At 53.2% G+C, this 26918-nt stretch carries 22 protein-coding genes; 10 read left to right on the forward strand and 12 right to left on the reverse strand.

Features of this window, described 5'->3' with window-relative positions; all coding sequences use genetic code 11:
- From H575_RS04025 to H575_RS04040, 4 genes are read right to left on the reverse strand one after another with little or no spacing between them, the layout of a single operon-like run.
- A complete protein-coding gene (locus H575_RS04025) occupies positions 1-693 on the reverse strand; it encodes a hypothetical protein (RefSeq protein WP_042698312.1) in 693 nt (230 codons plus the stop codon).
- A complete protein-coding gene (locus H575_RS04030) occupies positions 694-1836 on the reverse strand; it encodes a DNA primase small subunit domain-containing protein (RefSeq protein WP_042698315.1) in 1143 nt (380 codons plus the stop codon).
- Positions 1833-3395: a tRNA uridine(34) 5-carboxymethylaminomethyl modification radical SAM/GNAT enzyme Elp3 gene (locus H575_RS04035; RefSeq protein ID WP_042698318.1), complete on the reverse strand. Its 1563-nt coding sequence runs from the start codon at positions 3393-3395 to the stop codon at positions 1833-1835. The genes H575_RS04030 and H575_RS04035 overlap by 4 nt, the downstream gene beginning before the upstream one ends.
- An 11-nt stretch (positions 3396-3406) precedes the next feature.
- Entirely contained in the window at positions 3407-3670 is a 264-nt protein-coding gene (locus H575_RS04040) for a UPF0058 family protein (protein ID WP_081406652.1), read from the reverse strand.
- 257 nt (positions 3671-3927) lie between these two features.
- Here H575_RS04040 and H575_RS04045 point away from each other — a divergent pair, with 257 nt between their 5' ends.
- Positions 3928-4767, forward strand: coding sequence for an ADP-ribosylglycohydrolase family protein (locus H575_RS04045; protein ID WP_042698324.1), 840 nt, complete (start codon positions 3928-3930; stop codon positions 4765-4767).
- Positions 4768-4780: 13 nt separating this feature from the next.
- Here the strand turns inward: H575_RS04045 and H575_RS04050 are convergent, their stop codons facing one another.
- Both H575_RS04050 and H575_RS04055 read right to left on the reverse strand, forming a co-directional pair.
- The gene (locus tag H575_RS04050) at positions 4781-5239 is read right to left on the reverse strand and encodes a UPF0179 family protein (RefSeq protein ID WP_042698326.1); all 459 of its coding nucleotides are present in this window, start codon (positions 5237-5239) and stop codon (positions 4781-4783) included.
- 3 nt (positions 5240-5242) lie between these two features.
- Positions 5243-6325, reverse strand: coding sequence for an NAD(P)-dependent glycerol-1-phosphate dehydrogenase (locus H575_RS04055; protein ID WP_042698329.1), 1083 nt, complete (start codon positions 6323-6325; stop codon positions 5243-5245).
- Between the two features lie 14 nt (positions 6326-6339).
- Between H575_RS04055 and H575_RS04060 the strand changes: the two genes are divergently transcribed.
- Positions 6340-7176, forward strand: coding sequence for a DUF63 family protein (locus H575_RS04060; protein WP_042698332.1), 837 nt, complete (start codon positions 6340-6342; stop codon positions 7174-7176).
- Positions 7177-7292: 116 nt separating this feature from the next.
- Positions 7293-8471, forward strand: coding sequence for a nucleotidyltransferase family protein (locus tag H575_RS04065; protein ID WP_042698335.1), 1179 nt, complete (start codon positions 7293-7295; stop codon positions 8469-8471).
- A gap of 9 nt (positions 8472-8480) precedes the next feature.
- Here the strand turns inward: H575_RS04065 and H575_RS04070 are convergent, their stop codons facing one another.
- The 4 genes from H575_RS04070 to H575_RS04080 all read right to left on the reverse strand — a co-directional run bounded on the left by H575_RS04070 (position 8481) and on the right by H575_RS04080 (position 13210).
- Positions 8481-9605: a tetratricopeptide repeat protein gene (locus tag H575_RS04070; protein WP_042698338.1), complete on the reverse strand. Its 1125-nt coding sequence runs from the start codon at positions 9603-9605 to the stop codon at positions 8481-8483.
- 501 nt (positions 9606-10106) lie between these two features.
- The gene (locus H575_RS09300) at positions 10107-10274 is read right to left on the reverse strand and encodes a hypothetical protein (protein ID WP_155897848.1); all 168 of its coding nucleotides are present in this window, start codon (positions 10272-10274) and stop codon (positions 10107-10109) included.
- Positions 10271-11671, reverse strand: coding sequence for an ATP-binding protein (locus tag H575_RS04075; protein ID WP_042698341.1), 1401 nt, complete (start codon positions 11669-11671; stop codon positions 10271-10273). The genes H575_RS09300 and H575_RS04075 overlap by 4 nt, the downstream gene beginning before the upstream one ends.
- Before the next feature lie 294 nt (positions 11672-11965).
- Positions 11966-13210: a type IV pilin gene (locus H575_RS04080; protein ID WP_042698344.1), complete on the reverse strand. Its 1245-nt coding sequence runs from the start codon at positions 13208-13210 to the stop codon at positions 11966-11968.
- Positions 13211-13362: 152 nt separating this feature from the next.
- On the opposite strand from H575_RS04080, the gene H575_RS04085 reads away from it, so the two are divergent.
- The 5 genes from H575_RS04085 to H575_RS04105 all read left to right on the forward strand — a co-directional run bounded on the left by H575_RS04085 (position 13363) and on the right by H575_RS04105 (position 20719).
- Positions 13363-15702, forward strand: coding sequence for a type II/IV secretion system ATPase subunit (locus H575_RS04085; protein WP_052319954.1), 2340 nt, complete (start codon positions 13363-13365; stop codon positions 15700-15702).
- 3 nt (positions 15703-15705) lie between these two features.
- Entirely contained in the window at positions 15706-17583 is a 1878-nt protein-coding gene (locus H575_RS04090; RefSeq protein WP_042698346.1) for a type II secretion system F family protein, read from the forward strand.
- Between the two features lie 110 nt (positions 17584-17693).
- Positions 17694-18980: a phenylacetate--CoA ligase family protein gene (locus tag H575_RS04095; protein ID WP_042698348.1), complete on the forward strand. Its 1287-nt coding sequence runs from the start codon at positions 17694-17696 to the stop codon at positions 18978-18980.
- A gap of 2 nt (positions 18981-18982) precedes the next feature.
- Positions 18983-20284, forward strand: coding sequence for a phenylacetate--CoA ligase family protein (locus tag H575_RS04100; protein ID WP_042698352.1), 1302 nt, complete (start codon positions 18983-18985; stop codon positions 20282-20284).
- A complete protein-coding gene (locus tag H575_RS04105) occupies positions 20285-20719 on the forward strand; it encodes an ACT domain-containing protein (protein WP_042698355.1) in 435 nt (144 codons plus the stop codon).
- Between the two features lie 660 nt (positions 20720-21379).
- Here H575_RS04105 and H575_RS04115 read toward each other — a convergent pair.
- Complete coding sequence (locus H575_RS04115; protein WP_042698361.1) at positions 21380-22171, reverse strand: tetratricopeptide repeat protein; 792 nt, start codon at positions 22169-22171, stop codon at positions 21380-21382.
- On the reverse strand, positions 22168-23451 hold the full coding sequence (locus H575_RS04120) for an orotidine 5'-phosphate decarboxylase / HUMPS family protein (protein ID WP_042698364.1): 1284 nt from the start codon (positions 23449-23451) through the stop codon (positions 22168-22170). Before H575_RS04120 ends, H575_RS04115 begins: the two co-directional genes overlap by 4 nt.
- Before the next feature lie 753 nt (positions 23452-24204).
- Between H575_RS04120 and H575_RS09125 the strand changes: the two genes are divergently transcribed.
- Both H575_RS09125 and H575_RS04130 read left to right on the forward strand, forming a co-directional pair.
- Entirely contained in the window at positions 24205-26580 is a 2376-nt protein-coding gene (locus H575_RS09125) for an ATP-binding protein (RefSeq protein WP_081406655.1), read from the forward strand.
- A 27-nt stretch (positions 26581-26607) separates the two neighbouring features.
- Positions 26608-26904, forward strand: a complete 297-nt coding sequence (locus H575_RS04130; RefSeq protein ID WP_042698366.1) for an STAS domain-containing protein — start codon at positions 26608-26610, stop codon at positions 26902-26904.
- Positions 26905-26918 lie beyond the last annotated feature (14 nt).

The following is a 26918-nucleotide window of genomic DNA, read 5'->3' on the forward strand; positions in this document are numbered from 1 at the left end:
TTATTTGCGAAGCCTGATACTTAAGGCTTTGTTGTCTTTACACAGAACATCTGCCATCTGGGGTGGCAGCGATACGACATCTCCTGGCGAAAGAGCGTAAATTCGTCCGCTATAATCCTGAAATTCTGGAAGATTTTCATATACCGCGATCACGCGGTATGACTCGGGAGCAGGGGCATCGGCGGACGTTACGTTCACTTCATCTGCGCACTGCTTATCCGGGCTCTCGTTCACAGGCGTCAGCGGGACCGGAGCTTGTTCGGCTGAAACCTCTGCGGGAACGAAATGGTATGCAGTGGTCTCTAATGTTGGTTTCCCATCTAAAAGAGTCTTTCTGCAGGAGGAGGCGGATTCATACACAACATCGAAAAGCATACGCTCGCCCGGGACCATCATCCGGATCTCTTCCCGGTTGATTTCTTCGCCGTTTGCACGAGCGAGGGCAAGAGCGAGGATTTTCCGGGTCCGGACCCCGTACAGATCGCGAATGTATTCGCGCAGACTTTCGCGCTCCTTCAAAACACTCTGCGCGCCTTCGCCGAACGGGTCGTCGTGCGAAGCGGCCTGTTTATACAGGGCAAGAATATCCGCATGGACCTCTTCATACAGGGTAGCCGGGATCTCGGCAAGAGAACCCAGATTTCGTTCATCGATCAGATACCCGTGCAGATCGGAGGTGGTGATCCTTCCCATCTACAGCCCCCCTGAATACTCGGCGATGCCCCGGCAGCAGAGGAATACTCCAAGTGCCTCGGGAACGGTGTTGCGGCCGGTGGTCAGCGCGTAGGTATTTCCAAGGATCGGCATGGACATATTGAACGCGCAGTCAACGGAGACGCTGCGCTCCCCAAAAACGATCGCGTCGATCAACGGATCGAACCCATCCAGCTGATCGGCCGGGATCGGGACCACGCGCATACCCGAGCCCCCGTGAAGAGAGCCAGGATGACGAATGAGGCGTTTGACGTCCGTCGTGACAGGTTCGTCTGCCTGCGCGGCCCTTGATAGGACACCTGCCTGGAAGGGGGCGTTTTCTGCATTGGCGATTGCCCGCACCACCTTGTTTTCAAGAAGCTTTTTTGGATCGTTGTCGAGAAGCGTCTGGGCGGCCGCGATATTTTTCAAGAAACCCGCGGCAAACTTTTCCGTGATCCCGGAAAGTCCGGAAAGATATGCGAGTGCATCCTCCGGAGGCAGAACCGCGATCCGGGAAAGTTCATCTGCCAGCGCGTCGTGATACCTGACCGGCCAGCCGGACTTCTGTGATGAGGCCAGCATGCTGTCGAATGAAAGACCGGTTCCGGAGACGTAATTCACCAGTTCCCGGCGCTCCGCCGTGCTCCACCCGCGGACGCAAAGAAGCGGGAGATGGACATGATATCCGCGTCCTCCGGAAAAGTTGATGCGGAGATCACGCTTTGCAAACCCGAGTTCGCCAGTCAGCATATCGATCAGTTTGAAAAGCTCCTCTTTTACCCGGGCAAGCATGACATCGTACGGCGCACGGACGATGTGATCTGCATCTAAATCGAAGATCACATCGGCCCCGAGCCACTCTTTGTCCGCCATCTGGGCGGCTCCCGGATGCGTATAATATGCGGTCGAGTAATACACATGGGCCGGAACCATGTTCTTCAGATACGCGTTCAGCTCCTCCTGAGACGTGAACGAGATGTGCCGCCGCATGCCTGACCGCGGATTTTCGGTGAAGAAAAGAAACCCCCACTCACGTTCGGTAAGGGACTCGGGAACATACCCTGCCCCCGCTCCCGGAATGGCCCCGTTGTAGTAGGCAGAAAAACGTTGCCTGAGAAATTCGAGCGTGGCAGGTTTCATAGATTCTTAATCATATATGGACCTGTACGCTGATATCCCTGTCTATGATAGTAAGGTCTGACCCCGACACCGCTCATTACGGCGACCTTCGAATACCCGGCTTCACGCGCGGTTTCTTCGGCACGCTTCAAAAGCTGCTGGCCGTACGACCGGTGCTGGCGCTTGTCTCCCGAGCCTGATTCGCCAAGCGGGACGATTTCTCCATAGACGTGGAGCTCACGCACCAGAGCGGCTTCCTCGAGTTCCGGCCTGAACACCGTACCCGGAAACCGCAGACGGACAAATCCGATCAGCGACTCGCCGGCGACCGTCGACAGGAAATGCTCTGTCCCGCCGCAGCAGGAATAGACCTGGCTCTTCTCCTCCACGACCGCGCTGCTTGGCCGGCGGCCGATCTCGCGGCACCGGATACACCGGCAGCTCCCCCCCTGTTCTTTCAGTCTGGCCGCCGCCATCTGACGGATGTGTCCGTGGATCGATCCGGAGACGATGAGTTTTGCCGGGATATCCCGCTGGACACGCTGGAGCCTGACATACTCGGGCAGCCGGCTTTTTGCATAGGCGAGCAGATCGACAAGTTCATCCTCATCATACGTGACGTACTCGCCCCGCTTCCAGAGCTCTTCAAGCTCTGCGCCGGGTGTAACCAGCGTCGGATAGATCTTCAGGAAATCCGGGCAGAACCGCGGGTCGGTAAAAAGCGTGTCGAACATCTCGCGGTCACGCGGAATTGTGCTTCCGTACAGATTCGGCATGACATGGAACCCCACTTTGATGCCGGCATCCCGGAGGAGGGTGTTTGCACGAACACTATCCCCGACCGTATGGCCGCGTTTGTTTTGCAGCAGAAGTTCATCCTCGGTGTGCTGGAACCCGAGCTCGACCTTGGTCACCCCGAGATCGAGCATCTTATTGATATGCTCCTTTCGACACCAGTCAGGCCGGGTCTCAAAAGTCGTCGCAATACAGCGGACATCGGCTTTTTCATTCTCGAGCATCAGCTCCTCCACCGATCCGGCAGCGGACTTATTTCCGGAGAACTCGTTCATCGCCCGAAGGCACTCCGAAACGAACCATACCTGATACGCATCATCGCGGGCGGTCATCGTCCCGCCCATGACGATCAGCTCGGCTTTATCGACATGATGACCCAGACGTTTGAACTGACCCAGACGTGCGGTCACCTGCCGGTACGGATCATACTCGTTCTGGCGTGCACGCAGAGCCGCCGGCTCCTCTCCCGTATAACTCTGCGGAGACTGAAACACATGATCCGGACCGCCCGGGCACGGCAGACATTTCCCGTGCGGGCATGCACAGGGAGATGTCATAACCGCGACCGGAGCGACGCCGGAAAGGGTCCGGGTCGGTTTTACCATAAGAACCCGGCGGAGAGCCTCATACTCTTCAGGCTTGGCAGCTCCAAGGATCGCCGAGTTCTTCGGCATCACGTCAAGAGCATACCTGCGGCAGATCGAGAGTTTGATATGCTGGATATCCGGCTCCGGATCGGAAAAAATGCGTGAGATGATCTCACGATAAACGGCGTGCTCGTCCATCTGTGATAAGATCAGTGTTCTGCTACGATACTCTGGCTTGGTTCCTGAGTAAAGGGAGTCTGGGCGGCCTGAGTTGCGTTCATATCTGAAACGATCTCATTTCCCAGAGTGAGAAGAGCGACGCGGTGCAGATTCTTATTTTTATGAATGTGAATCGGCGATATCTGCAGTGCGTCGTATTCAGCGGTCTGAACATTGTTTCCGGATACTGATTCATAATACTTCTTGACCTGGACCATCAGCATGTGTAAATGGAGTAACTCTTCTTTCTGCATTATTTTCTAACACCTCTTATAAAAAAATCTTCCTTAATCTTGTCTATCATATCGGCACATATAGGTTACTCGTCATATTTATATCAGAGTTCGTTTCACGACGGTTTTTTCGGGAGTTGCGGCGGAATAAAATCCCTCATTGAACGCAGATTTGAAAAATGCCCCGCAGATGTTCCCGGATTTTTTGCGCGAGAGTGTTTTGCAAAGAACATCATCAGACAGCCTTATATGTGAGAACAGTACAGCTGATCACAGGAATGAATGAGCTGAGGGCAAGGATCATCGGAGGACTGTTCGGCTGTGCGGCGGGCGATGCTCTTGGAGCGTCGTATGAAGGAACGTGCCGGGATGAGAACAGAGAGGTCTGCATGGCGGGCGGAGGGCAGTTCGGCCTGAAAAAAGGCGGGGTCACCGACGACACGCTGATGACGCTCGCTCTCGCGGAAACCTACTGCGAGACGGGAGCGTTCGACCGGTCGGTATTTCTGCGAAAACTCATCCTCACGCTCCGGGACGATGCGTCGACGTTCGGGCAGACGACCCGGACCCTGGCTTCGCTTCTGGAACAGGGATGCGATCCTGAAAAGGCTGTCTGCGCCGTCCACACGGCCCGCGGAAGCAGAACCAACGGCAGTGTTATGCGGACCATACCCGTCGGACTCGTTATGGAGGAAGATCCGGAGCAGACCGCCCGCATCGTTTCGGGCTTCACGCATTATGACAAAGACGCCGCTGACTGCTGTGCAGCATTGGCAAAAGCCGCGGCAGGACTGACAGCGGGAAAATCAAAAGCCGAGGTCCTGGCGGAGGTGCCGGCGGTCTACCTCACCGGTGAACTGGTGCCTTCGCTTGACCCGGTCGAGACGACCAGATGCGCATTTATCTGTTTCAGGGACGGATCGGCGTATGCGGACGTGGTGTGCCGTGCATGCGTCCTCGGCGGAGACACGGACACTATCGCATGCATCGCCGGAGGACTGGCCGGCATTCTCTGGGGAGTGCCGCAGACCTGGATCGATTCGCTGCTGCCAAAGGACAGGATAGCACAGACCGCGGAAAACCTCTGCAGAAAAATCCGGGAACGTCAGAGAAGCTGACTCGTTTGAACCTTCAGGTCGGAACGGAACGCATCTCGACGAGTTTCAGATTCTTCACACCCTTCGGACACTCCGAGTAGGGACCCAGGACCTCAAGGACCACATATCTGCCCTTCTCCGTCAGCCCGTCCGGGTGACAGAACGCATACCCTTTACAGAATACATCATCACAGACCGGCGTATACGTGATCCGGGTCCTGCGGGTCGCCTGACTCGTCGGGATCACGGCAGTGATGATCGTCTCTTCAACTTCTACGGCCTTTGCTCCGCCTTCGTGAACGGCGCAGTCATGTTTGGTTTTTCGGACCGAAACGACACGGTACCGTTTTCCTTCCCTGAGTTTTGCGTTGTGACAGACCTTGACGATCTTGCATGATTCACACTCTGGCGCTTTTCCTGCATAGACGAACTCGGCCCCCTCCTGGGCATAGACCGAGCCGACGATGGTTATTATTGTTTCTTCCTTGTCCATAGCTTACTCCTCATATAACCGGGCAACCAGTGAGGCCGCCTGATCCCGGGTGATCTCCTCATCAAAGATGGTGTAGCGTTCCGGCCGGATCTCTTTTGCCCGAAGGATCGCTTCGATAACGATCTCGTCAGAGATATCCAGCTCTTTGGGCGTTACCGGAGCGCCGATCGTTTTGAGCGATCTTCTGATCTTCTGCCAGTCGCCTTTGTGCAGGATCATGCTGATGATCGTGCCTATCCCGCAGGCTTCCCCGTGAAGGGCTTTTCCCGGAGCGAGCCGTTCGAGCATGTGGGCAAACTTATGTTCGCCGCCCGATGCCGGCCGGGAACTTCCGGCAATACTCATGGCGACACCGGATGCAAACAGCGCCTTCATGACGATCCATGCGGCTTTTTCATCGAAGGCTTTCACGTTCTCTGCATTCTCCACCATCAGTTCGGCCGTGATCATCGAAAGCGTCATCGCATACTCGCTGACCTGCTCCCCGGTTTTTTCTTTCGAAAGATCCCAGTCGAGGACCGCGGTATAGTTGGCGACCATATCGGCATATCCGGCGGCCATCAGCCGGCGGGGAGCGGCCGCAAGAATGCCGGTATCGGCCACGATCGCGAGGGGAGGGTGAGCCGCCACGCTCACGCTTCCGTCCTCCGTCATGACAGAGGCACGGGACGAGGCGATACCGTCGTGAGAAGCGGCTGTCGGGACACTGATGAACTGGATGTCGAGATTGTAGGAGACGACCTTTGCCGTGTCGATGACCCGGCCGCCGCCTGCCGCGATGATCAGAACGATGCCGGCGGCCTGGGCCAGTTCCTCGATCCTCGCGATCTCCTCATAGGTGATCTCCCCGACAACGGCGGAGACGACCTGCCTGCCCTCCAGCAGACGCAGGATCGCCGAACCCGTCGTCTGCATGGTCGTTTTTCCTGAAAGAAGAAGAAGCGGACCGGTGATGCCGAGATCGGTGATCACGTTCGGGAGCTGGAGCAGAGCATCATGTCCGGCGATCACATCCCTGGGCATCTGGATCCATCGGGATTTGTCAAAGGTTTTATCCTTGAGTATCCTATTATTCTTAGTTTTCATGATCGTGGTCCCCTATGTTAAATGAATTATATAAATGGATAGTCGAACTGGAAGGCTCGACATATACGGTCTTCCAGACGATATTGTATGCTCTATTAGTGCTCTTAGGACTGTATATACTTTACCGCTGTCTGAAAAAGGCCGATATTCCTATCGACACCCCGCTCATCCTTACCGGTCTTTCCTACATAATCCTGGGCGGTCTGCTTCGTGTCGTCGAGGATACGGGCATGGTTCCCGGCCCCTGGTGGATCCTTTTCGTAACTCCCCAGGTGTATATTCTGACGCTGATCTTTGCCATTGTAATGCTGGTTATCTCGTATCAGCTGCAGAAGAACAAGATCGTCGTCTCCTACACGACGCCGTTTATGCTCGGCGGCGTGATCTCATCGCTGATCACTGCCGGATTTTTGATCTGGTTCGGTTTTGCACGGGCGGCCGAGGTGGATATCCTTGCCGGACTCTGGGTCTTTTTGATTGCGGCGGCGGCGTCAATAGCTCTCTGGGCAGTTCTCCGGTACCTGTTCCGCTTTGAATATATCAACGAACCGCTCTACCTGGTTTTGATCGCCGGCCATATGCTGGACGCTTCGGCGACGAGTTATGCTCTGGAATTCAAGGGATACATCGAGCAGCATGTTCTGGGAAGCACGCTGATCGAGCTTACGGGAACGCCGTACGTGATGTTCGCTCTCAAGATCGTTGTACTGATCCCGGCCATATGGGTGCTGGAAAAATTCCGGAAAGAGGAGGGGATGGAGAGCATCTGGCATCTGGTGCTTTTGGCAATGATCGTTGTGGGTCTTGCCCCGGGTCTTCGGGACGTGCTGCGGATGGTCCTTGGGATCTAGGATCCCGGCATATAGTCTTCTCACTTTTTTTCTGCATATTTCCTGATCTCGGATCCGTTTTTCCGGATCGCCTCACCCCACAATACTCATAACTCCCTACAGCAAATATAGACAGAATGAAAGCATGCATTATGTGCGGCGGAGAGGGCACCCGTCTTCGTCCGTTAACATTTGAGCGTCCAAAACCCTGCATCCCGATAGCCAACAAACCCTCTATCGTGCATTTGGTAACGCATCTTGCCAACCTCGGGTTTACTGACATCGTTTTGACCATAGGGTATATGGGCGACGACATCCAGAAAGCGCTCGGCGACGGGTCGCTCTACGGGGCAAATATCACCTATGTTCCCGAAGAGATCAAACTCGGGACCGCCGGCAGTGTGAAAAACGCCCAGAAGTATCTGGAAGACGCCCCGTTCCTTGTGGTCGGCGGCGACCATATGACCGATCTCAACCTTCTGGAGTTCTACCGGGACCATATGAATTCTCCGGCGATCACCTCGATCGGTCTGATCAGTATCGAGGATCCCCGCGAGTTCGGTATCGCCGAGATCGACGCATCCCTTCGGATCCGGCGGTTCAGGGAAAAACCGGCGCCGGGAGAGATCTTCTCGAACCTTGCGAGCACCGGCATCTATGTCTGCGACCCGGAGATCTTCGGGTTCATTCCGGAAAACACCAAGTTCGACTTCGCCAAAGATCTCTTCCCGCTGCTTATGGAGAAGGGGTATCAGCTCAACGGCTGGCTTGCCCGCGGGAACTGGACGGATGTCGGCAACCCGGCGATGCTGCGTGCCGCCGAGAAGTGGATCCTGCAGGAAAAGACCGTGACGAGCGTGTCGGGAACACTGAATATCAAAGATGCCCACATCACCGGACCCGTTACCTTCGGCGACGGGATCACGCTTGGGGCCGGTTCGCGGATCGTCGGCCCGGTTCTTGTCGGAAACGGGGTGATGATCGGGGATAATGTTATCGTCGGCCCGTACACAAGCATCGGAGACAACTGTGTGATCAAGACCAATGCGAAGATATTTTCCTCGTCGATCTATAACGGCGTGGTGGTGGGGTCCGGGACCACGATCTCGGGAAGCATCGTGGATGTCGGGACAAATATCGGGGATGAATGTTCCGTGGAGCACAATACCGTGATCGGGGCGCGTTCGATCCTGCAAAATGACGTGACCATCCATTCAGGCACCCGTCTGTGGCCGGAAGTGATCGTGAAGGAGGGGTCTGTCGTGAAGATCCATCTGCTGAACCCGAAGTTCGATTCACGCTTTGAAGGTTCGTAAAAGAGTTTTTTATGCTGACCGGGCGGCCTGTTCCTTGGCCTCCCGGCATTTTTTGATAAGTTCGCGGTCGTTTGCGTCGGCAAAGGAGAGAGCTTTGTCTAAAGACTCGGCGGCGTCCGCATATTTTCCAAGAAGCAGCTGCTCGTATCCTTTGTTGTACCAGGCGTCCGGGTTGTTCGGCTGGGCGATGAGGACCCGCCGGAAACAGTCGTATGCCTCGTCATGTTTTCCAAGGATGCTGAGCGCCATGCCTTTGTTGTTCATGGCTCCGGTCATGGACCGTTCATATTTCAATGCTTTGTCATAGTAGAAGACGGCTTCTTCATATTTATTGAGGGAGGAGAGGGCGTTTCCGCAGTTGAAGTAGCTTACCGCATGGCCCGGGGCGATGGTGAAGGCGGCTTTGTAGCAGGAGACGGCGTCTTCCATTTTGCCGCAGTCGTACAGCATGGTGGCGCGGTTGAACCAGTGTTCGGGACCCCGCGGTTCGAGGTCGCAGACGCGTGCCATGATCTCGTCGGCTTCCCGGTATTTTTTTGCCTGGGAAAGCATGCGTGCATGACTGGTGAGGAAGACGACGTCATCGGGTGAGAGGGAGAGGGCTTTTTTGAAGCATTCGTCCGCTTCGGCATATCGGCCAAAGGAGGCGAGGGCGTCTCCTTTGTTGTGATAGTAGACGGCCGAGCCGGGACGGAGTTCGATCGCCCGGTCGTAGCAGGAGATGGAGGCCTTTTCTTCGTTTACGAGAGCGAGGATGCGGCCTTTTTCATGCCAGGCGAGAGGGTTTTCCTTATCGCAGGCGATCGCTTTGTCAAGGCAGTGAAGAGCGTCGGTGAAGCGTTTGAGCCGGATGTATGATTGGGCCTGGGCAAGCCACATTGCGGAGTCGGCTTTTTTTAACGGAGCGCCGCCCTGTTTTCTGAATGTGTCGAACAATCCCATGGAGTAATAAACCAGTTTGCGTTGAAAGATGATGAACGATTCGGAAAATGATGGAGAGGAGGGGGAATTGCCAACTGTGAATGGCAGGATGGAGATGTCGATTCCGTTCTTTTTCAGCGAAGATCCAAAGGTGAAGGTGATAGGGATCCGGAGGGGGAAATGAAGGGGGTGGCTCAGCGGAGCAAATCTCATTTTTTTGCATCGTAAAACCCCCTCCTCACTCAGTGACCACATCGTTTTCGCTAAAATCGGGGGCATTATCGCATCGCAAATCAGAGATTTGCTTGGCTGAGGTCGTCGACTTGTTCACAAACCTTTGGTTTGTTCTCCGACTCGGGCTTACAGCCCTCGCTTGTTCACAAACATTCGGTTTGTTCTCCGCTTCGGGTCTTCGACCCTCGCTTGTTCGTCAACCCGCCACCGCGCGGTCAGGGGTATATATATTCTAAGATCGAATTTAGTTAGTGAGGACAGGAGTACTGCCTAAGATGACTCTCCTGCCCGAATTGTCTAGCAGATTGAGGTGAAATTTTCTTCGCGGTGCAGGTAAAAAACCGTTTTCTCTGGTTTTAGCTTGCCGCCCCCCCTTCCCTAAGTTTGGGGGGGAAGGGGGAATCTTTTTTTTATGGGCATGTCCTTTGATTTCGTGTATTGTGAGATGAGATGCCTGAATTCTCACGTGGTCACGTTCGATCACTGGAATATCAGGGTTAGGATGGAGTTGGCTGGGTGCGGATGTATGAGATAGCCCGAAGCGGAGTCCAGGACTTTCTTCAGAGGGAAGTAGAGGGCGATCAGTTTCTGTGTGCCTGCGGATTCCAGTTCAAGCGGGATGCTGACGATTTCATCGGATCCGTTCACCCGGCAATTTCTTTGAGTGCGAAAAGCAGCACGCCTTTTTCCCCGGCTTCATCCAGTAATCGTTTGGTGAAGCCGGATTTCGAGAATAGACAGTAGTACGCCTTCACATCGGGCGAGGGGGGATATTTGCGCATTAGGGGGTACAGAGTATCGGTATCCGTCTTTGCGTTCCTGTATTTGCATTCGCCAAGGAGCATTTGGGATCCTTCTGCATCGAGCGCCATAATATCAATCTCATCCGTCTTGTTCCACCATCTCCCGATTTTCGTGAAATGAAACGGCAGAGCTCCTGCGTTGTTCTGTTTTCTCAGATACTGGACGGCGATATCCTCAAACACCCGGGATATGTATTCGTCGAGATATGGAGCTACTGCGTAGGTATAGATTCCCTGTGCACCGCCGTACTCCAGTTCCGACGTATGCGGATAGACAAACGCATAGTAAAACCGGAAATAGTTATCCGTGATCTTATACAGCCCCCGCTGGATATTTGACGACTCTTTTAAACTCCCGGTAACGGGAAATTCGCGGGTTATGATGCCTAACTCAATCAAATTACGAAGATATGAGCTGAGTTTTGATTTTTCGATAAGTGTTTTTGCGTGGATATCGGAAAGTTTTGTATTGCCGAGAGCAACGGCGCTGATGATGGTGTTGTAAACAGCAGTTTCGCGGAGTTCTTCGTGCATCAACAGCTCAACTTCACTGTAAAGAACGCAGCCTTTCTGCAGAATATTTTTGACGATATTTTCTTCAAGTGAAAGGGAGGGATCGAACTGTTTGAGATAGTGGGGAATGCCTCCAAGAATCGCATAGGCTGCTGTTTTATCTTCCGGGGAGTAGGTTGGGAAGAACTTGACCGCATCGGAGAAATCCATCTCTTTCATCTGGAGAATGCCGGTCGCTCTGCCGTAGAGCGGATTTTTTTCTGCAAGAAGTTCATGTTCGATGAAGCTCATGGAACTTCCGGACAAGACGAGCATGATGTCTTGATACTGCAGTTTTTCATCCCAGATGGCCTGCAGGATGGAGGGGATCTCAGGATTGCTTTTGACCATGTAGGGGAATTCGTCGATGATGATGAGCCGTTTGGTTTTGGCATCAAGCTCGAGAAGGGCCGATAACGCTTCCTGCCATGAGGGGAAGACGGTGAGATAGCGTGATGCGGGGATATTTTTGGCAAGGAGCCGTCGGCTGAATGCATCGAGCTGCTGGCGGTCGGCCGATTCAGTGCAGGCATAGAAGAGGTGTTCTTTGTCTTTGGCAAACTGCCGGAGGGTTTCGGTTTTGCCTATCCGGCGTCTGCCGTAGAGGACGAGGAGCTGACCTTTCGGTCGGTCGTAGCGTTCCTGCAGCCATGCAAGTTCTTGTTCTCTCCCAAGGAACTGCTGATTCATATAATCGTAATTATTATAATCATGATTATATATTTTTTGCGGAGGCGGACCGTCCCGGAGGGGCGGTCTTAGCTAAGCAAGGCTGAGCGAAGCGAAAACTTGCGACTGCGGGTTGGACGCGAAACGCGGACGACCTCAGCTGAGCAAGTCGATAGACTTGCGAGCAAATCTTGGAATTGCGAGAGGTGGAGGAAAATGCAAAGTGCCCGAGCAGAAGAAGAGGGGCAAAGACCGGCAGACACTCTCTCCATCTTACCCTGAGATCAGATATTTCGGCCGGAAATCCCCTCCTCATCACCGCGGATCATCCCTCTCGGCAGCATAGACCGCAGCGATCTCCGCACCGCTCAGAGGAAACGGCACTTCAGAGTATGATGACACGTTGAACGAGGGATTCACATAGACCGCGGAACTTGACGGATCCAGGTACCGCAGACCGGCAGGATTTGTATCATACACAGCAGAAGCCGGATACACGCCGTTCACATAAATTCTGAGCGTCTCTGCCGCAGTTGTCCCGGAATCTCTGACAACTCCCGCTGCATGATACCAGATTCCCGGAACCATCTCCTCTCTTGATCGTACATGATTAAATGATTTAGTTACAGAATCGGTAAGCACTACTTTAAACTCTACTCCAAAAAATCTGGGATCATTGTACTGAAATGCCCACCCCCCTGAGTTTCTGTCCAGTCCGATCCCGCCAGTCGTCGTCCTCGCTGCAAACCCGCCGGTAACGAGTGTATCCCTCTTCACCCACGTCATCGCCGAAAGTCCCGGATCCCGCACAGAGATCTTCATCGAATCCGATCCCGACTCGCCGGATGCCGTATTCAAAACATCCAGACGAACCGTATAGGAACCCGCAGAATCATAGACAAAATCCGCCGTCCTTCCGGAGGCAGTCTGCCCGTTCCCGCTCGTCCAGGAAAAAGTCAGATCAGACCCCTCCTCATCAGCGGTGAACGCGATCGTCACCTGATCGGATCCTTGATCCGGAACCACCCAAAGATCAGCCTGACCGGCGATCACTCCCGGAAGAGGTTTTGTCCCTGAAACGCCCGTCTTCACCTGGCTTGTGGCATTTTTACCTTCTATTATCACGGCAGTAAATGCCGCATTCACCTCTCCTTTTCCCTCCCGGGAAAACTGTTTCTCAGCGATCACCACTGACCTTCCCCCGCCCGTATACACAACAGACACCGAACCAAGCGGTTTTGTCATTCCGTACTCCCAGGTCAGTCTCATTCCCGGGCCAAAATCCCGCTCATCCGCCTGAAAATGCGCGGTCTGATCGATACCGTTCACCAAAACGGCATACTCCCCCGCAGAAAGCGTCGCTCCAGAAAAATGGGCGAGAGTAATCACCCCGGTATTTTCCGAGATCATGATCCCTGCCGCCGGCGCCGGATCCTGCATCCCAACCGAAAGGATCCCGACCGCCAAAACGCCGGTCAGCAGAACGGTGAGCGCCAGGATCAAAAGTGCGGCGATCACCGGCGACACGCCGCTTTCCCCTCCTCTGCCGTCTTCAGCCATGATACTATGCGTTTCCTCTCCGCAAATATACTTCTTTGCGAAGGAATATATTCATCATCTAAGGAAATTATATTACTGCAGTAAGCAAATCTATTGTTCATACTATAATAGTGCAGTCAGGCGCTGAAAATAATTTCACGGGAATAGTACAGATGTTCGGCAAAAAAAAGAGGGAAGAGACAAAAGAGGATGAATATGAGACCCTCCCTGAGTATGATTTCGAACGGGACGGGTCTTTAGTCTCTCCCAAACTCCGAAAAACTGACGAAGTTCTCGAAGCCTACTGGATCGAACCCGGTCTCACGCGGGTCACCATCATCCGGACATCCGAGTATGAAAACGTCTACATCGCCCACGAACCCGGGCTGACTCCTTTTGAAGCCGACCTTCTCGAACGTCTTCAGCCGGCTGTCCGTGACCTGCTGATCCTGAAGGATATCGAGATGACCGAGATGAAGGATGTCCTGTATGAATCGATCGACTACCTGCTCGACTCCTATGATCTGCCGATCACCAACGCCACGGTCTATAAACTCAGATATTATCTGAAACGCACGTTTTTCGGCTGGGGAAGGGTCGATATCCTCCGCGGGGATCATGACATCGAGGATATCTCCTGTTCCGGGTATGATCTGCCGGTCTATCTGTATCACCGCAAATACCGGGACATCAAGACCTCGATCTTCTTCACTGATCCCCGTGAACTCGACAGTCTGGTGGTCCTGTTCGCACAGAAAGCAGGAAAACACATCTCGCTTTCCAACCCGATCGTGGACGCGACCTTGTCCGACGGGTCGCGTATCCAGCTGACCTACAGTACGGTGGTCTCGACCCGCGGTTCTTCGTTTACGATCCGCAAGTTCCGTAAAAATCCGTTCTCCCCGATCGATCTGCTGGTCAATAATACATTTACGATTCAGGAGATGGTCTATCTCTGGATGGCGGTCCAGTATAACTACTCGATTCTGATCGTCGGAGGGACGGCTTCGGGAAAAACCACTACCCTGAACGCTATTTCCCAGTTCATTCCTGCCCTTTCGAAGGTGGTTTCCATCGAGGATACCCGCGAGATCATGCTGGATCATGACAACTGGATCGCGAGTCTGGTGCCGCTTACATCCGGCGCTTCCACTGCTCAGCGGGATATCACCATGTTCGATCTGCTGAAAGCGGCGATGCGGCAGAGACCCGAGTACATCCTGCTTGGTGAGGTCAGAGGTGTCGAGGCGCAGACACTTTTCCAGGCGATGAACTCGGGACACACGACCTACTCCACTCTGCACGGCGGAGACGTGGCGATGGCAATCCATCGTCTGGAAAACGAGCCCCTCAACGTGCCGAAGGCAACGATCGAGACGCTGGATATCGTTCTTTGTCAGGCAAGTATGTTCCGCAACAAAAAGCAGGTCCGCAGATGTAAGGAGATCACCGAGATCGTGGGTCTGACCGATAAAGGCGAGCTTGAGATCAATACGGTATATCAGTATAATTACGAGAAGGATGCCCCGAGTTTCTCAGGTTCTTCCCGGGTCTATACTTCTATCGCAGAGAAAACCGGTATGAATATGACGACGATGGGCGAGGATCTGCGCAGAAGGACCGCGATTTTGCAGGCGATGCTTGATCAGGATATCAGGGATTACCGGGATTTTGCCAGGATCGTCTGGCTGTTTCTCTCAAGACCGAAGTATGTTATGGCAAATATTGCGGATCTCACCCAGATCCTGCCCGGAAAATGCAAGCTGCATGAGACGCTTGCCAACCGGCCGGTCAGCAGGGATGAGTATCCGGAGATGGTGGACGGGCCCGCCGAGTCGGACGCTGCGTACGGGCGCGGATCCTCTGTCTCTGACCGCGGGGATGCGTCGGGTCGGGTCTGTTATATTCCTGAACCCTCCGCTAACGCGGACGATTCGGATCTCGAAGTTCCTTCGTCTGCCGCCGCTCCGCTGGCAGTTTCCGGCGAACAGCCTTCGATAGCGGATTCCGCGCCGGTTCTGGAGACCCCTGCGGACCTTTCTCCGGAAGAAGCCGAACAGGCGGCTGAGATCCCTGCGGAGCCATATTCATACGAAGAAGAACCGGAGGCCGAGATCCCTGCGGAGCCATATTCATACGAAGAAGAACCGGAGGCTGAGATGCCTGTGGAGCCATATTCATACGAAGAAGAACCGGAGGCTGAGATCCCTGCGGAGCCATATTCATACGAAGAAGAACCGGAGGCTGAGATCCCTGCGGAGCCCTCTCCGGACGAAGTTGAGCCCGAACCCGTGGAGGAACCCTCTTTATACGAGTCAGAGCCGGAGGCTGCGAGTGAGGATTATTTCTTTGACATCCATGCCCCTCTCCATTCAGAAGAGGAGATCTTCGGCCCGTCTGAACCGGAACCCGACCCTCTCTTCGAAGTGGAAGCGGACCGTGAGCTCACCTCGTTTGATCTGTATGCAGATGAACAGACCTCCGGATCCCCTCCGGAAAAGAAGCAGCCGTAGGTCATGAGAAATCCCTTAACGCCATCCCCTGAACGCGTCCGTCAGCTGGAAAAGGAGCTCTTTTCCGCACGCATCGATATCGACGTCAAGGGACTCGTCCGTTATGCCCGTGTATTCGGCTTCATCGCAACTCTTCTCATCATCTTTGCCTTCGTTTTCATCGACCTGTTCTTCTTCCCGGTTGCAAACCTGTTTGCCGATATTGAATATGTCTTCTTCTCCTACCCCCTGACAGTTGGTATCGCCATTCTCGCCAACGTCTCCGTCTACTACGCGATCATCTCCTACCCCAAGCTTGAGATGCGCAGCCGGAAGCGGTTCATCGAAGCATCCATGTATGAAATGGTCTCCTTCATGTATGCCCTTCATCACTGCGGCGCCACGCTCTACGCCTCGCTCCATTCGATCGCCAGATATGCCGATTACTATGGAGATGCCGCAAAAGAGTTCCGTCAGGTCGTCTCGGATATGGAGTTCTGCGGCTACGATCAGTTCACCGCCATCCAGCGGCTCGCTGAGACCACGCCTTCCGACAAACTCCGGTTCTTCCTGACCGAACTGTCGGCAACCTACCGATCGATCGGTAACGCCGAGGTATTTTTGTACGGCAAACTTCGGGAGATGCAAAAAGAGGGAGAGATCGATCAGAGAAGCTACCTCTCCTCGCTTGGCGCTATCGCCGAGATGTATATCACCATGTTCGTGGCAGGCCCCCTTTTTGTCGTGATCGTCATCATGGTCATCGGCCTTATCTCGGGATCGGACCCCATGATCCTCGCTATCGTAGTATATCTTATGCTGCCGATAGGAACCGTGATGTTTCTTCTTCTGCTGGATGCACTCGGCCAGACCTACATCATCAAACGTATCCAGATGCCCATGTCGAACGCTCCTCTCTATCCTCATCTTACGATCACCAAGCCCAAGGAGGATGAGACCCGCCTCTATGAGATGATGGAGAAGTATGACAAACGGCTGAGGTTTCTGGAGTTTTTCCGAAACCCCAGAGCTGCGATCCGCGAGGATCCGGCGAAGGTGTTCGTCTTCAGCGTCCCGGTATCTTTGCTCGTCGGTGTTGTTCTCTACCTCACGACCGTCAATGTCCTTTTCAATCCGTACATGATCTATGAATGGGGTATGGCGGTCGATGATGTGATCATCGTTATGCTTCTGGTGGCCCTCATACCCTATGCATTTAGCTATCGTTCGTATAACCGCAGAATAGACAAGGTCGAAGGCGCCCTTCCCGACTTCTGCCGTCAGCTGAGTTCTCTGGTAAAATACAACATGACGCTGACCCATGCCATCGAACTCACCGCCCAGGAGGGAAAAAGCTACATCCAGGAGGACATCCGTGTGCTCTCCCGCGATCTTGTCTGGGGGGTGAGACTCTCATCCGCCCTGAAACGGTTTGCCGACCGGATGAAAAATCTCTCCGTCGACCGGCTGGTCATTCTTCTCTCCCAGACCGAACACTTCACCAACGATCTCTCGCTCACGATCGATCTGCAGTATCATGAGGCAAAGAACAGGGAGTCGCTGAAACGGGAACGAAAAAGCGATATGGGTGTGTATATCGTCATCGTTTTCATGGCGTTCGCCGTATTCGTATTCGTGCAGATCATCATGTCTGAGGTGTTTTTGAACATCATGACGGAGAATGCCGAGTCCCTCTCCTACTTAAGTTCCAGTTCGGGCTCCTCTTTCCCCGCCCAGCTCTATCAGATGATCATCTACCACTCGATCCTTATTCACGGATTCTGCTCCGGACTTGTGGCCGGAATGATGGGCACCGGTTCGATCAAGGGCGGCGTCCTTTACTCGTGTGTCATGCTTACCCTCGGCTCACTTGCGTTTATGTTCGTCGGCATGGTCATGTAGTGATAAAGTCCGAGTCATAACCATTATGTTCGTATAAAACAATGTAATAGGGTGCTAAAGTGTAGCATGACACACCATGTCATGCCCCCATCTGCAAAGGACTTAACGTTATGTTCTGGAATGAGAAGATGGAAACCCTGTCCGGCCCGGATCTTGAAGAGCTTCAGCTCAAGCGTCTGAAGGAAACGGTTGCACGGACGCAGAATATCGGTTTCTACAATACCCTGTTCAGGGAAGCGGGAATTACCCCGTCTGATATCAGATCGCTTGACGATCTGGCAAAGATCCCGTTCACGAAGAAAGCAGATCTTCGCGGCGGATATCCGTTCGGCTTTTTGGCGGTGCCGATGAACCAGGTCAACCGGATCCATACGACGTCAGGGACGACCGGGAAACCGACGGTCGTGGCCTATACGAAAAACGATCTCAATATGTGGTCGGAACTTATCGCACGGAACCTGACGATGGTCGGGCTTCGTGCCGGCGATATTTTCCAGAATGCGTCGAACTACTCTCTTTTCACCGGCGGCCTCGGGATCCATATGGGTGCTGAGAAGATCGGCTGCGCCGTCGTTCCGTCAGGCGTCGGGAATACCAAACGGCAGATCGAGATGATCCAGGACTTCAAGGTACGCGGTCTTCACTGCACGCCGAGTTATGCGATGCATCTGACCGAGGTGGCAGAGGAGATGCATGCGGATCTTGCGTCGCTTGAGATCGGCTGCTTTGGAGCGGAAGCCTGGTCGGAGAATATGCGCCGGGATCTGGAGAACCGGCTCGGCATCAAGGCGTATGACAGTTACGGGATGAGCGAACTTTTCGGTCCGGGTGTTGCCTTTGAATGCCCAGAACAGGACGGTCTCCATATCTGGCATGACTGTTATATCGTCGAGATCATCGATCCGAAGACCGGCGAGGTGCTCGGTCCCGAAGAGAAGGGAGAGATGGTCGTAACGCCGATCATGAAGGAGGCCATGCCTCTCCTGCGGTATCGGACCGGCGATATCACGATGCTCATGGAGGATGAGTGTCCGTGCGGCCGCGGTCAGAAGATCGCAAGACTTCTCGGCAGAAGCGACGACATGCTGACGGTTCGGGGGATCAACGTGTTCCCGAGTCAGATCGAGCATGTGCTGAAAAATATCCCGGAAGTGGGTGACCAGTTTATGGTCTACATCGACCGGGTGAACCATCTTGATGAGATGATGATCGAGGTGGAGATGAATAAGAATATCTTCTCGGGAGAACTTCAGGATCTCTCGAAGCTGCAGACAAAGATCATGAAGGCTTTGCAGGAGACGCTTACGCTGCGTGCGAAGGTCGATCTCGTGGAGCCGGGTTCTCTCCCCCGCTTTGAAGGAAAAGCAAAGAGAGTCGTTGACCGGAGGGTCATTTAAGTATGCCGTATTATAACGAAAAGATCGAGACGATGCCAAAAGATGAGCTTGCAAAGCTTCAGTATCAGGAACTGAAAAAACTGGTCACGCGTCTGTATGATTCATCGGTATTCTATCATACAAAGATGGCAGAGTCCGGCGTGAAGCCCGCAGACATCACGTCAATCACAGATATCACCAAGCTGCCGTTCATGAAAAAGACGGATCTTCGTGATAATTATCCGGACGGGCTCGTCTGCGTTCCGCATGACGACCTGGTCAGATATCATGTTTCATCAGGAACGACCGGCAAGCCGACGGTCGTTGCCTACACGCAGAACGATATCGATCTCTGGAGCGAGTGCGTCGCCCGCTCTCTTGTTTCGTGCGGGGTCGGCAAAAAGGATGTTTTGCAGGTCTGCTACGGATACGGTCTTTTTACCGGCGGTCTCGGTCTGCATTACGGCGGCGAGAAGGTCGGCGCGACGGTGATTCCGGCATCGACCGGAAACTCCGAGCGGCAGATCGAGTTAATCCAGGATCTGAAAACGACGGCGATAGCCTGTACTCCGTCGTATTTCATCCATCTGATCGATGTCGCCAAAAAAATGGGCGTGGACTTCAGCAAGGATACCCTTCTTCGGACCGCCGTTCTCGGCGCCGAGCCGTGGACGGATGCGATGCGCCGGTATATCTACGCCGAGTCGGGAGTTACGGCGCACAACATTTTTGGGACGTCTGAGATCTCAGGTCCGATGTTTACGGACTGCAGTGAGCTGAACGGTATGCATATCTGCGGAGATATCGCTTACACCGAGATCATCGATCCAAAGACCGGCGAGCAGCTCCCTCCGGGTGAGAAGGGAGAACTGACGATCACGGTCCTGAAAAAGGAGGCGATCCCGATGATCCGGTACCGGATCGGAGATATCACGTCGATCCTTGAAGGAGATTGTGCATGCGGCAGAACGTCGCCGCGGATCGACCGTCTGCAGGGCAGGGTCGATGATATGCTGATCATCCGCGGGATCAATGTGTTCCCGTCGGCGATTGAGCATGCTCTCTTGAAAAATCCGTATCTCACGAGCCACTTTATGATCGAAGTGTTCAGGACAGGCCCTCTTGACGACATGCTTGTAAAGGTAGAATTAAAGCCTGATGCGATGACAGATAGTATTAACGGTCTCATGGAGATGCAGATGCGTACCGAGCGCGCTCTTCGGGATGCTCTGAATGTCTCTGCCAAGATCGAGCTCTGTCCGCCGAACTCCCTCCCGCGTTTTGAGGGTAAAGCAAAACGTGTAATCGATCATCGGGTGATCTAAATGACGGAAAAATACATCATCAAACAGCTGTCGATATTTTCAGAGAATAAGGCCGGGAAGCTTGCCGCGATCGCGAAGATCTTTCTTGACACCGGCGTATCCATCCAGGCATTCAACATAGCCGAAGCAAATAACTTCGGGGTCGTCCGGGCGATCGTTGATAAACCGGAGATCGCGTTCAATGAGTTTGCGAAGCAGAATTATGCTTTGCAGTATACGGATGTTCTCGCGATCAAAATGAAGGATGTTCCAGGCGGTCTGTATGAAGTTGCAAATCTTCTGGGCGGTCTTAATATCAACATTGAGTATGCGTATGCGTTCCGTTCAGGTGAGTACGGCGCGTTGATCGTGAAAGTGACAAATCCGCGGGAAGCGGCATTGAAGATCGTGGAAGCCGGCATCGAACTGCTTCCGGCGAAAGATTATAATTTCTGATCTGAATACTTAATCCCTATTTTTTATCCTGAAATAGGAGTTACGCGGCGTTGGTATGGGTCCAATTTGGGAGGGGGTTACCAAGTGTGGATACATGAGAAAAACAAACCGCGAATAAGCCCAAATGAGCTTTTGCTCATTTGAGGCGGCACGCAAGCCTTCGGCTTGCACGCCTCCGCGAATTAACGCGAATCGCATTTTTCTTGCGCCGTCGTGCTCTGCTCCGGCTGATCGCCTACGCAGGAATCGCACGCCGTCTGGAAAAATGCTGGCGAAAAAACCGGCGTGCCGGTTTTTCTCTCAGTTAGCTTCTCTTTTTGTGTAATCGAAAAAATAATGAAACAACAGAAAAACCCGCACGCGGGTTTTTCCGTCAGCATTTTTCAAGAGAGGGTGCGATTCCTGCGTAGGCGAAGCCCAAATGGGCAAAGCCCATTTGAGGCGGCACGCAAATCTTCGATTTGCACGCATCAGCCGAAGCAGAGCACCCGAACGTAAGGAAAATGCGATTCGCGTTAATTCGCGGAGATTCGCGGTTAAATATTATTTTGTGTCTACACTAAGTCCGTGAACGAAATCGAAGTACATCTCAAAGGACCTCAGTTGTTTTTTCCGGTTGAGATCACACTGCGTAAGTACTACTGAAAAAAATGATGAGGTCTATCCTTTCCGCACTGCGTCGCGGTTTTGCCGGTAGGATTTCTCTTTCGGATCAAGCTTCATTGCCTGTTCGAATGCAGAGATCGCCGCCTCTTTCCGGTTCAGATACGCGCTGGCCGCGCCTTTCAGGCTCCAGATTTCGGCATCGTTTGGGTCGAGCAGAAGGACTTTTTCTATTGATGCAAGACCCTCTTCATATTCTTTATTTCTTATCAGGATATTTGCCAGCAGTTTCTGCAGGCGGCAGTCATCCGGCATGGCTGAGAGCCCGGCTCTAAGGGTATCTTTTGCCTTTGCCGCATCGCCGAGCGCGGCCTGTGCATGGGCTTTGTGGAGAATTGCAAGCGAACATCCCGGATCGATCGCGAGCGCCTGTTCTGCTGTCTGTAAGGCTTCCCCGGGATCATCCGCAAAGATGAGATAGCCTGCTTTGTTTGCAAGGAGAGTTGGAGAGTGTGGCGAGATCAGCAGAGCATCCGATGCCGCGGCGACGGCCTCGGAATATTTTCCGGATCCGGCAAGAAGCCTGGCACGCTCTGCGGGAAACCGGTGATCCCCCGGAAACAGTTTTCCGGCCGTGATGTGCGTTGCCAGTGCTTCTTTTCGCTCGCCGGTCTTTTCAAAGAGAAGGGCGAGATTGTACCAGACATCGGGAATGCCCGGCCGAAGTTTGACCGACTCCTGATAGCAGAAGATCGCGCCTTTCTCATCGCCGCGTGCCATCAGCCCGGCCGCCTCCTTGCACCAGAGAACAGGGTCCGAGGGGTTTGCCACTCGCGGTTTTCTGCTCATTTTTTCTCCCACCTGAGAAGCTGCGAGAGACTGCCGAGCGTTCCCCCTCGTCTGATCTCTTCCCGGATCCTGACTTCTGTTTTCTGGACCTCGACGGAACGCCGTGCGACCTCATATGCCCGTTCCCTTGGAATAACAACGATCCCGGACTGATCCCCGATCAGCCAGTCTCCGGGTCTCACGGTCTGGCCGCAGCAGGAGATCTCGGCGTTGATCTCGCCGAATCCTTTCGGTTCGCCTGCATTCGGCTGGATCGCCGTCGCATAGACCGGTATATCAAGGGTGATGATATCATCCCAGTCACGTACGGCCCCGTCAATAATGATCCCTGCGACCCCTTTGTTCTCGGCCGAGCGCGTGGCAAGTTCGCCCCACGGCGCTATGTCGGTTCTTTTATCATTGCTGATAACGAGAACGTCCCCCGGCCGGCAGGCATCGATCGCCTGTACCGGTTTTGACCAGTCGCCGCCGAACGTTTGTACGGTGACCGCTTTTCCGATCATCTTCTTCGGGACATGCTGAACCGAAAGGCCGCTCATCGCTCCTTTCCGGTAGAGGGCGTCCGTCACGTTCGGGGCGGAGACCTGTTCGAGAAGTTCGCGGATCATATCATCCAGACTGATTTTTACCGAGGTCCCTTCCGTCGGCCGGTCGATCGCATCCCGCACATTTCGGGCAGCTTTGGTGACGTCGGCCGCTTTGATGATCGAGCCTCCGACGATCACGATGTCGGCGCCGCGTGCCGCGGCTTTGGATGCGGATTCTGCATTCAGTCCGCCGGCAACGGCTATTTTGACCGGCAGATCGCCGAGTTTATCCAGCAGATCCAGAGGGTCCTTCCCTTCCATCTGCTGATCGATCCCCACATGGGCATTGATGATCTGGACGCCGAGACCGGCAAGTTCCCGTGCACGCGTGACCACGTCAGAGACATTCATCATATCCGCCATGACCTCAACACCGTACAGGGCGGCTCCGCGAAGTGCGTCCGTTATCACGGCGTTATCGGTATTTGCGAGAACGCAGACGATATTTGCTCCGGCTTTTGCCGCCATCTCGACCTCCAGACCGCCGGTGTCGGATGTTTTCAGATCGGCGACGAGTGTTGTGGTCGGAAACTGCGCCCGAAGTGCGCGAACTGCCTGCATTCCTTCGCTTTTTACCAGGGGGGTGCCTATTTCTATCCAGTCGGCACCTCCTGCCAGTGCCTCTTCTGCGATTTTTTGTGCCCGGGTAAGCTCGGTTACGTCAAGAGCTACCTGGAGGATAGGGCTTTGCATAGAGAATAGTTTGGCAGGAGAAGGGGATAAGGCTGGCGGGTGAGCAAAAGATACGCTGAGGTCTGCATTGAGGTTCACAGAATCGTTATTTCTTTGCGGATCTCCGGCTTGTTTTATCTCTGTTTGGAAAAAAGAAGGGAGTTTTGTGATTGGATCACAGAATATTACTAAAGATTTTCTCTATTAATGGTGCCTCTTTTCGAGAAGGAAACACCGTGCATTGGCAGTTTCGGGAGAACATGATCCATGTGCTGTTAACAGATTTGAAAGTAATGATCCCAAAGGTCTCTCACAGATTTCTTCATAAAGTTCCGCCATATCGGCATTATATGACGGGCGTTCCGGATAGTGATAAGGGATATGGGTATCCCTCGTAAAACTGCTCCGCTTTAATTCGGCGATTACGGTTGTCATTTTTTCTTACGTCCCAGTGTCATTAAGCCCCTGAGTCCTGAGTTCAGAGACAATAAGTAATATATGTGCCATTATATTTAAATTATTCTTTTTTGAAAAAGTAAGTTATATTTATACTTTAGTGTTATTGGGTATTTATTCAGAAAATAACCGGTCTCCGGGGTTGGAATCTCTGATCGAATACCCGGGCAGTACTGCGCGTTTCGATCATCCTGCACACATCTTCTCTCTTCTGAATAATCTCCGAAAATCCCCTGATAACTCATACTCATCTCACAAAAGGGTCCCTGACATACAGTTATGAATACCAAAAACATACTATAAAACGTACTTGAGGATATGACACCGCAAATCTATTCTGACGCCCAACTTGTCATCAACGGAAAAATCTACAATTCCGAAGAGAATTGTTACGGAGACGGCTGGAGCTGGGAGGCGGGGTCTCGTGTTCTTTCACTTTATTCATATCACGGAACTGGGATCGACTGTTTCGGGGATATCTCTATCATTGCCTCGGGTGCAGAAAATACCATAGTTGGGAAACACCGCCCGGGGATACGTGTGCGAAACGGCGATCTGAGTATTTCGGGTGAAGGATCGCTAATCCTTGCCGAAAGTGAAACAGGCATCTGCGTTGATGCGGGAACATTATCCATAACGTCTGTGCATGTGGGCATCTCCGGCGTGGCAGCCGGTATCCGTGCGCACAAAGGACTGCGGATCACCGGTTCGGCCGTCAGTATCCGATCTCAGGATACCGGTATAACATCAGGATCAGGTGCCGGCATTTCTATAGAAGCCTCCTCCCTTCAGCTTAGTGCGGATAATGTCGGCATAGAATGTGCCGGGCATCTTCTGCTGGACGGAGGGACCCATCTGATCGAGACCCCGGACGGGATAGGGATCCAGGTATGCGGGGGTCCGTGCAGCCTCAAAAACTGTTTTCTGAGGGTAGCTTCCCGGAAAACCGGGATCATCGTTGAAAGAGGCGATCTGCAGATATCTTCAGCCACCGCGGAGATCAGTGCGGGAACCGGAATTTCGGCCGGCGGCTCCCTGATTGGAACAGATCTGCATCTCGTCATCAATGGGGAAGAGACGGGTCTTCTCGTCAAAGGGGATCTTTGCCGCCTCTCAGACGGGAGTTGTGCGATTATGGGAAATGCGGCGCTGACTTTTTCAAAAGATGCTGTTTTCACGCAGATGCATGTCACCATCGAAGCGGAAGAGACCGGGATCCTGACCGGCGGCAGCTGTGTTTTGGAAAACAGCTGTGTTTCCGTCATCAGCGGAAAAGAGGCCGGGGTCCGTATCGGAACGGATCTGCTCTTTTCCGGCATGAGTCTGGAGATCCGTGGCCGAAGCGGCCTTGTTGTCAACGGAGATCTTGAGGTCACGAACGGAAATTTGACCTCGATCAATGAAGGTACCGGGATAGATGTAAAGGGAACTTTTACACAGAGATCCGGGATGATCTGCGGGACGGGAATGGCCGGCGATGGAATACGTGTCGGAAAATTGATGACTGTCCTTGGAGGAAAGATCGATGCGGCCGGTTATATGACTGGTCTTCATGTTCTCGATGATCTCACCATGAAATCTGGTCTGCTAACCGCTTCTGGAAAGACCGGGTTGAAGGTGGCAGGATCCTTCGAAGATCTCGGCGGATATCTTACCGTGTTCGGTGATGAGTTTGGTCTGCATCTTTCCAGCAGTACCGCGACCTTTGGCGATGCGGTCGTTGATATTGCCGGCGATATCGGATTGTATGTCGGGAATGCCGTCAACATTTCCGGCGGGGCGGTCCAGATATCCGGGCAGTATACGGGCATTTTTTCCCGCGGCGGCGATGTCCTGATCCACAGCGGAACGCACGATATTTCTGCTGATACCTACGGCATTCTGATCACTTCCGGTTCGGTCTATGCAAAGGGTGGCTCCCTCCAGATCAGAACAACTGACATCGATGAGAACTCCTGCGGGATCTCTCTTGGAGGCGGCGATCTCATCGTTTCCGGGACCCGTATGGATATTTCCGGAGGAGTGTACGGGGTTCGGGGCGAACAAAGTACTGTTTCGGTGATGAAGGGGGATCTTGATGCTGAAGGGAGTGTCTGCGGGGTTGCGGTAAAACGTCTTTCCTTCACGGGCGGGGCATTTACCGCATACGGCAAAAAAGCAGCCATCTGTCTGGAAGATCCCGCATCCGTCTGTGAAAAAGATACCATTACCGTTTGTGGAAAATCCAGGGTAAGCGCCGAAATGGGGCCATATACAGATCAGAAGTATGTCCATCTGTATCCAAAGCATGCTGCAAGGCTCATCATTCCGGCCGCGGTCGAACATCTTGATGAGATCGTTTCGTGGGTGGATGCTGCACTTCGTCCAAACGGGGTCGCCGAGCCGTTCATCTCCAAGATGACGCTCGTGATCGAAGAGCTGTTTGTCAACATCGTGAACTATGCCTATCCGGATGAACCCGGCTCGGTGAACTTTACGATGTATCTGGATCCCTGTCTGAAACTGATCATTTCCGATACCGGGGTGCCGTTTAACCCGTTGGAGTTTTCAGAGCCGGATGTTACGCTGCCGATCGATGATCGAAACGTCGGCGGTTTGGGTATATTCCTGTCCAAAAAACTGACGGACAGGATCACATATGAGCGTGTGAACGGAACAAACGTCCTGACCGTTTACAAAAAACTCTACAACTAGTGTCTAAAAAAAGGGAGAACAAATTCTATGAAAATTACTAAAACTGTTAATGAATCCAAACTTATCCTTGAGCTGGATGGTAAACTTGATACCAAAAGCGCACCTGAGTTTCGGAGATGTGCCGAGTCGTCCCTTGACGGGATCTCATCCATTACGCTTAATTTTGCAAAACTTACCTACATGTCAAGTGTCGGTCTTTCGATCATCCTGACTATGAAAAAGATGCTTGGGCCTGCCGGGACATTACAAATAACCAATGCCCGCGGTCTGGTCCGCGAAGTTTTTGAGATCTCGGGGTTCGATGATCTTCTGGCAAAAGAGTGAGTAAAGAACTGTGT

This window comes from Methanocorpusculum bavaricum DSM 4179, assembly GCF_000430905.1.
Taxonomy (GTDB): domain Archaea; phylum Halobacteriota; class Methanomicrobia; order Methanomicrobiales; family Methanocorpusculaceae; genus Methanocorpusculum; species Methanocorpusculum parvum.

Coding starts and splice junctions, on each gene's coding strand:
- H575_RS04050 (WP_042698326.1), bottom strand. CDS start 5,239: ATGGACAAGGAAGAAACAATAATAACCATCGTCGGCTCGGTCTATGCC.
- H575_RS04075 (WP_042698341.1), bottom strand. CDS start 11,671: ATGAATCAGCAGTTCCTTGGGAGAGAACAAGAACTTGCATGGCTGCAG.
- H575_RS04055 (WP_042698329.1), bottom strand. CDS start 6,325: ATGAAAACTAAGAATAATAGGATACTCAAGGATAAAACCTTTGACAAA.
- H575_RS09125 (WP_081406655.1), top strand. CDS start 24,205: ATGACACCGCAAATCTATTCTGACGCCCAACTTGTCATCAACGGAAAA.
- H575_RS04080 (WP_042698344.1), bottom strand. CDS start 13,210: ATGGCTGAAGACGGCAGAGGAGGGGAAAGCGGCGTGTCGCCGGTGATC.
- H575_RS04040 (WP_081406652.1), bottom strand. CDS start 3,670: ATGCAGAAAGAAGAGTTACTCCATTTACACATGCTGATGGTCCAGGTC.
- H575_RS04025 (WP_042698312.1), bottom strand. CDS start 693: ATGGGAAGGATCACCACCTCCGATCTGCACGGGTATCTGATCGATGAA.
- H575_RS04105 (WP_042698355.1), top strand. CDS start 20,285: ATGACGGAAAAATACATCATCAAACAGCTGTCGATATTTTCAGAGAAT.
- H575_RS04095 (WP_042698348.1), top strand. CDS start 17,694: ATGTTCTGGAATGAGAAGATGGAAACCCTGTCCGGCCCGGATCTTGAA.
- H575_RS04060 (WP_042698332.1), top strand. CDS start 6,340: ATGTTAAATGAATTATATAAATGGATAGTCGAACTGGAAGGCTCGACA.
- H575_RS04115 (WP_042698361.1), bottom strand. CDS start 22,171: ATGAGCAGAAAACCGCGAGTGGCAAACCCCTCGGACCCTGTTCTCTGG.
- H575_RS04070 (WP_042698338.1), bottom strand. CDS start 9,605: ATGAGATTTGCTCCGCTGAGCCACCCCCTTCATTTCCCCCTCCGGATC.
- H575_RS04100 (WP_042698352.1), top strand. CDS start 18,983: ATGCCGTATTATAACGAAAAGATCGAGACGATGCCAAAAGATGAGCTT.
- H575_RS04030 (WP_042698315.1), bottom strand. CDS start 1,836: ATGAAACCTGCCACGCTCGAATTTCTCAGGCAACGTTTTTCTGCCTAC.
- H575_RS04035 (WP_042698318.1), bottom strand. CDS start 3,395: ATGGACGAGCACGCCGTTTATCGTGAGATCATCTCACGCATTTTTTCC.
- H575_RS04120 (WP_042698364.1), bottom strand. CDS start 23,451: ATGCAAAGCCCTATCCTCCAGGTAGCTCTTGACGTAACCGAGCTTACC.
- H575_RS04045 (WP_042698324.1), top strand. CDS start 3,928: ATGAATGAGCTGAGGGCAAGGATCATCGGAGGACTGTTCGGCTGTGCG.
- H575_RS04065 (WP_042698335.1), top strand. CDS start 7,293: ATGAAAGCATGCATTATGTGCGGCGGAGAGGGCACCCGTCTTCGTCCG.
- H575_RS04090 (WP_042698346.1), top strand. CDS start 15,706: ATGAGAAATCCCTTAACGCCATCCCCTGAACGCGTCCGTCAGCTGGAA.
- H575_RS04085 (WP_052319954.1), top strand. CDS start 13,363: ATGTTCGGCAAAAAAAAGAGGGAAGAGACAAAAGAGGATGAATATGAG.
- H575_RS04130 (WP_042698366.1), top strand. CDS start 26,608: ATGAAAATTACTAAAACTGTTAATGAATCCAAACTTATCCTTGAGCTG.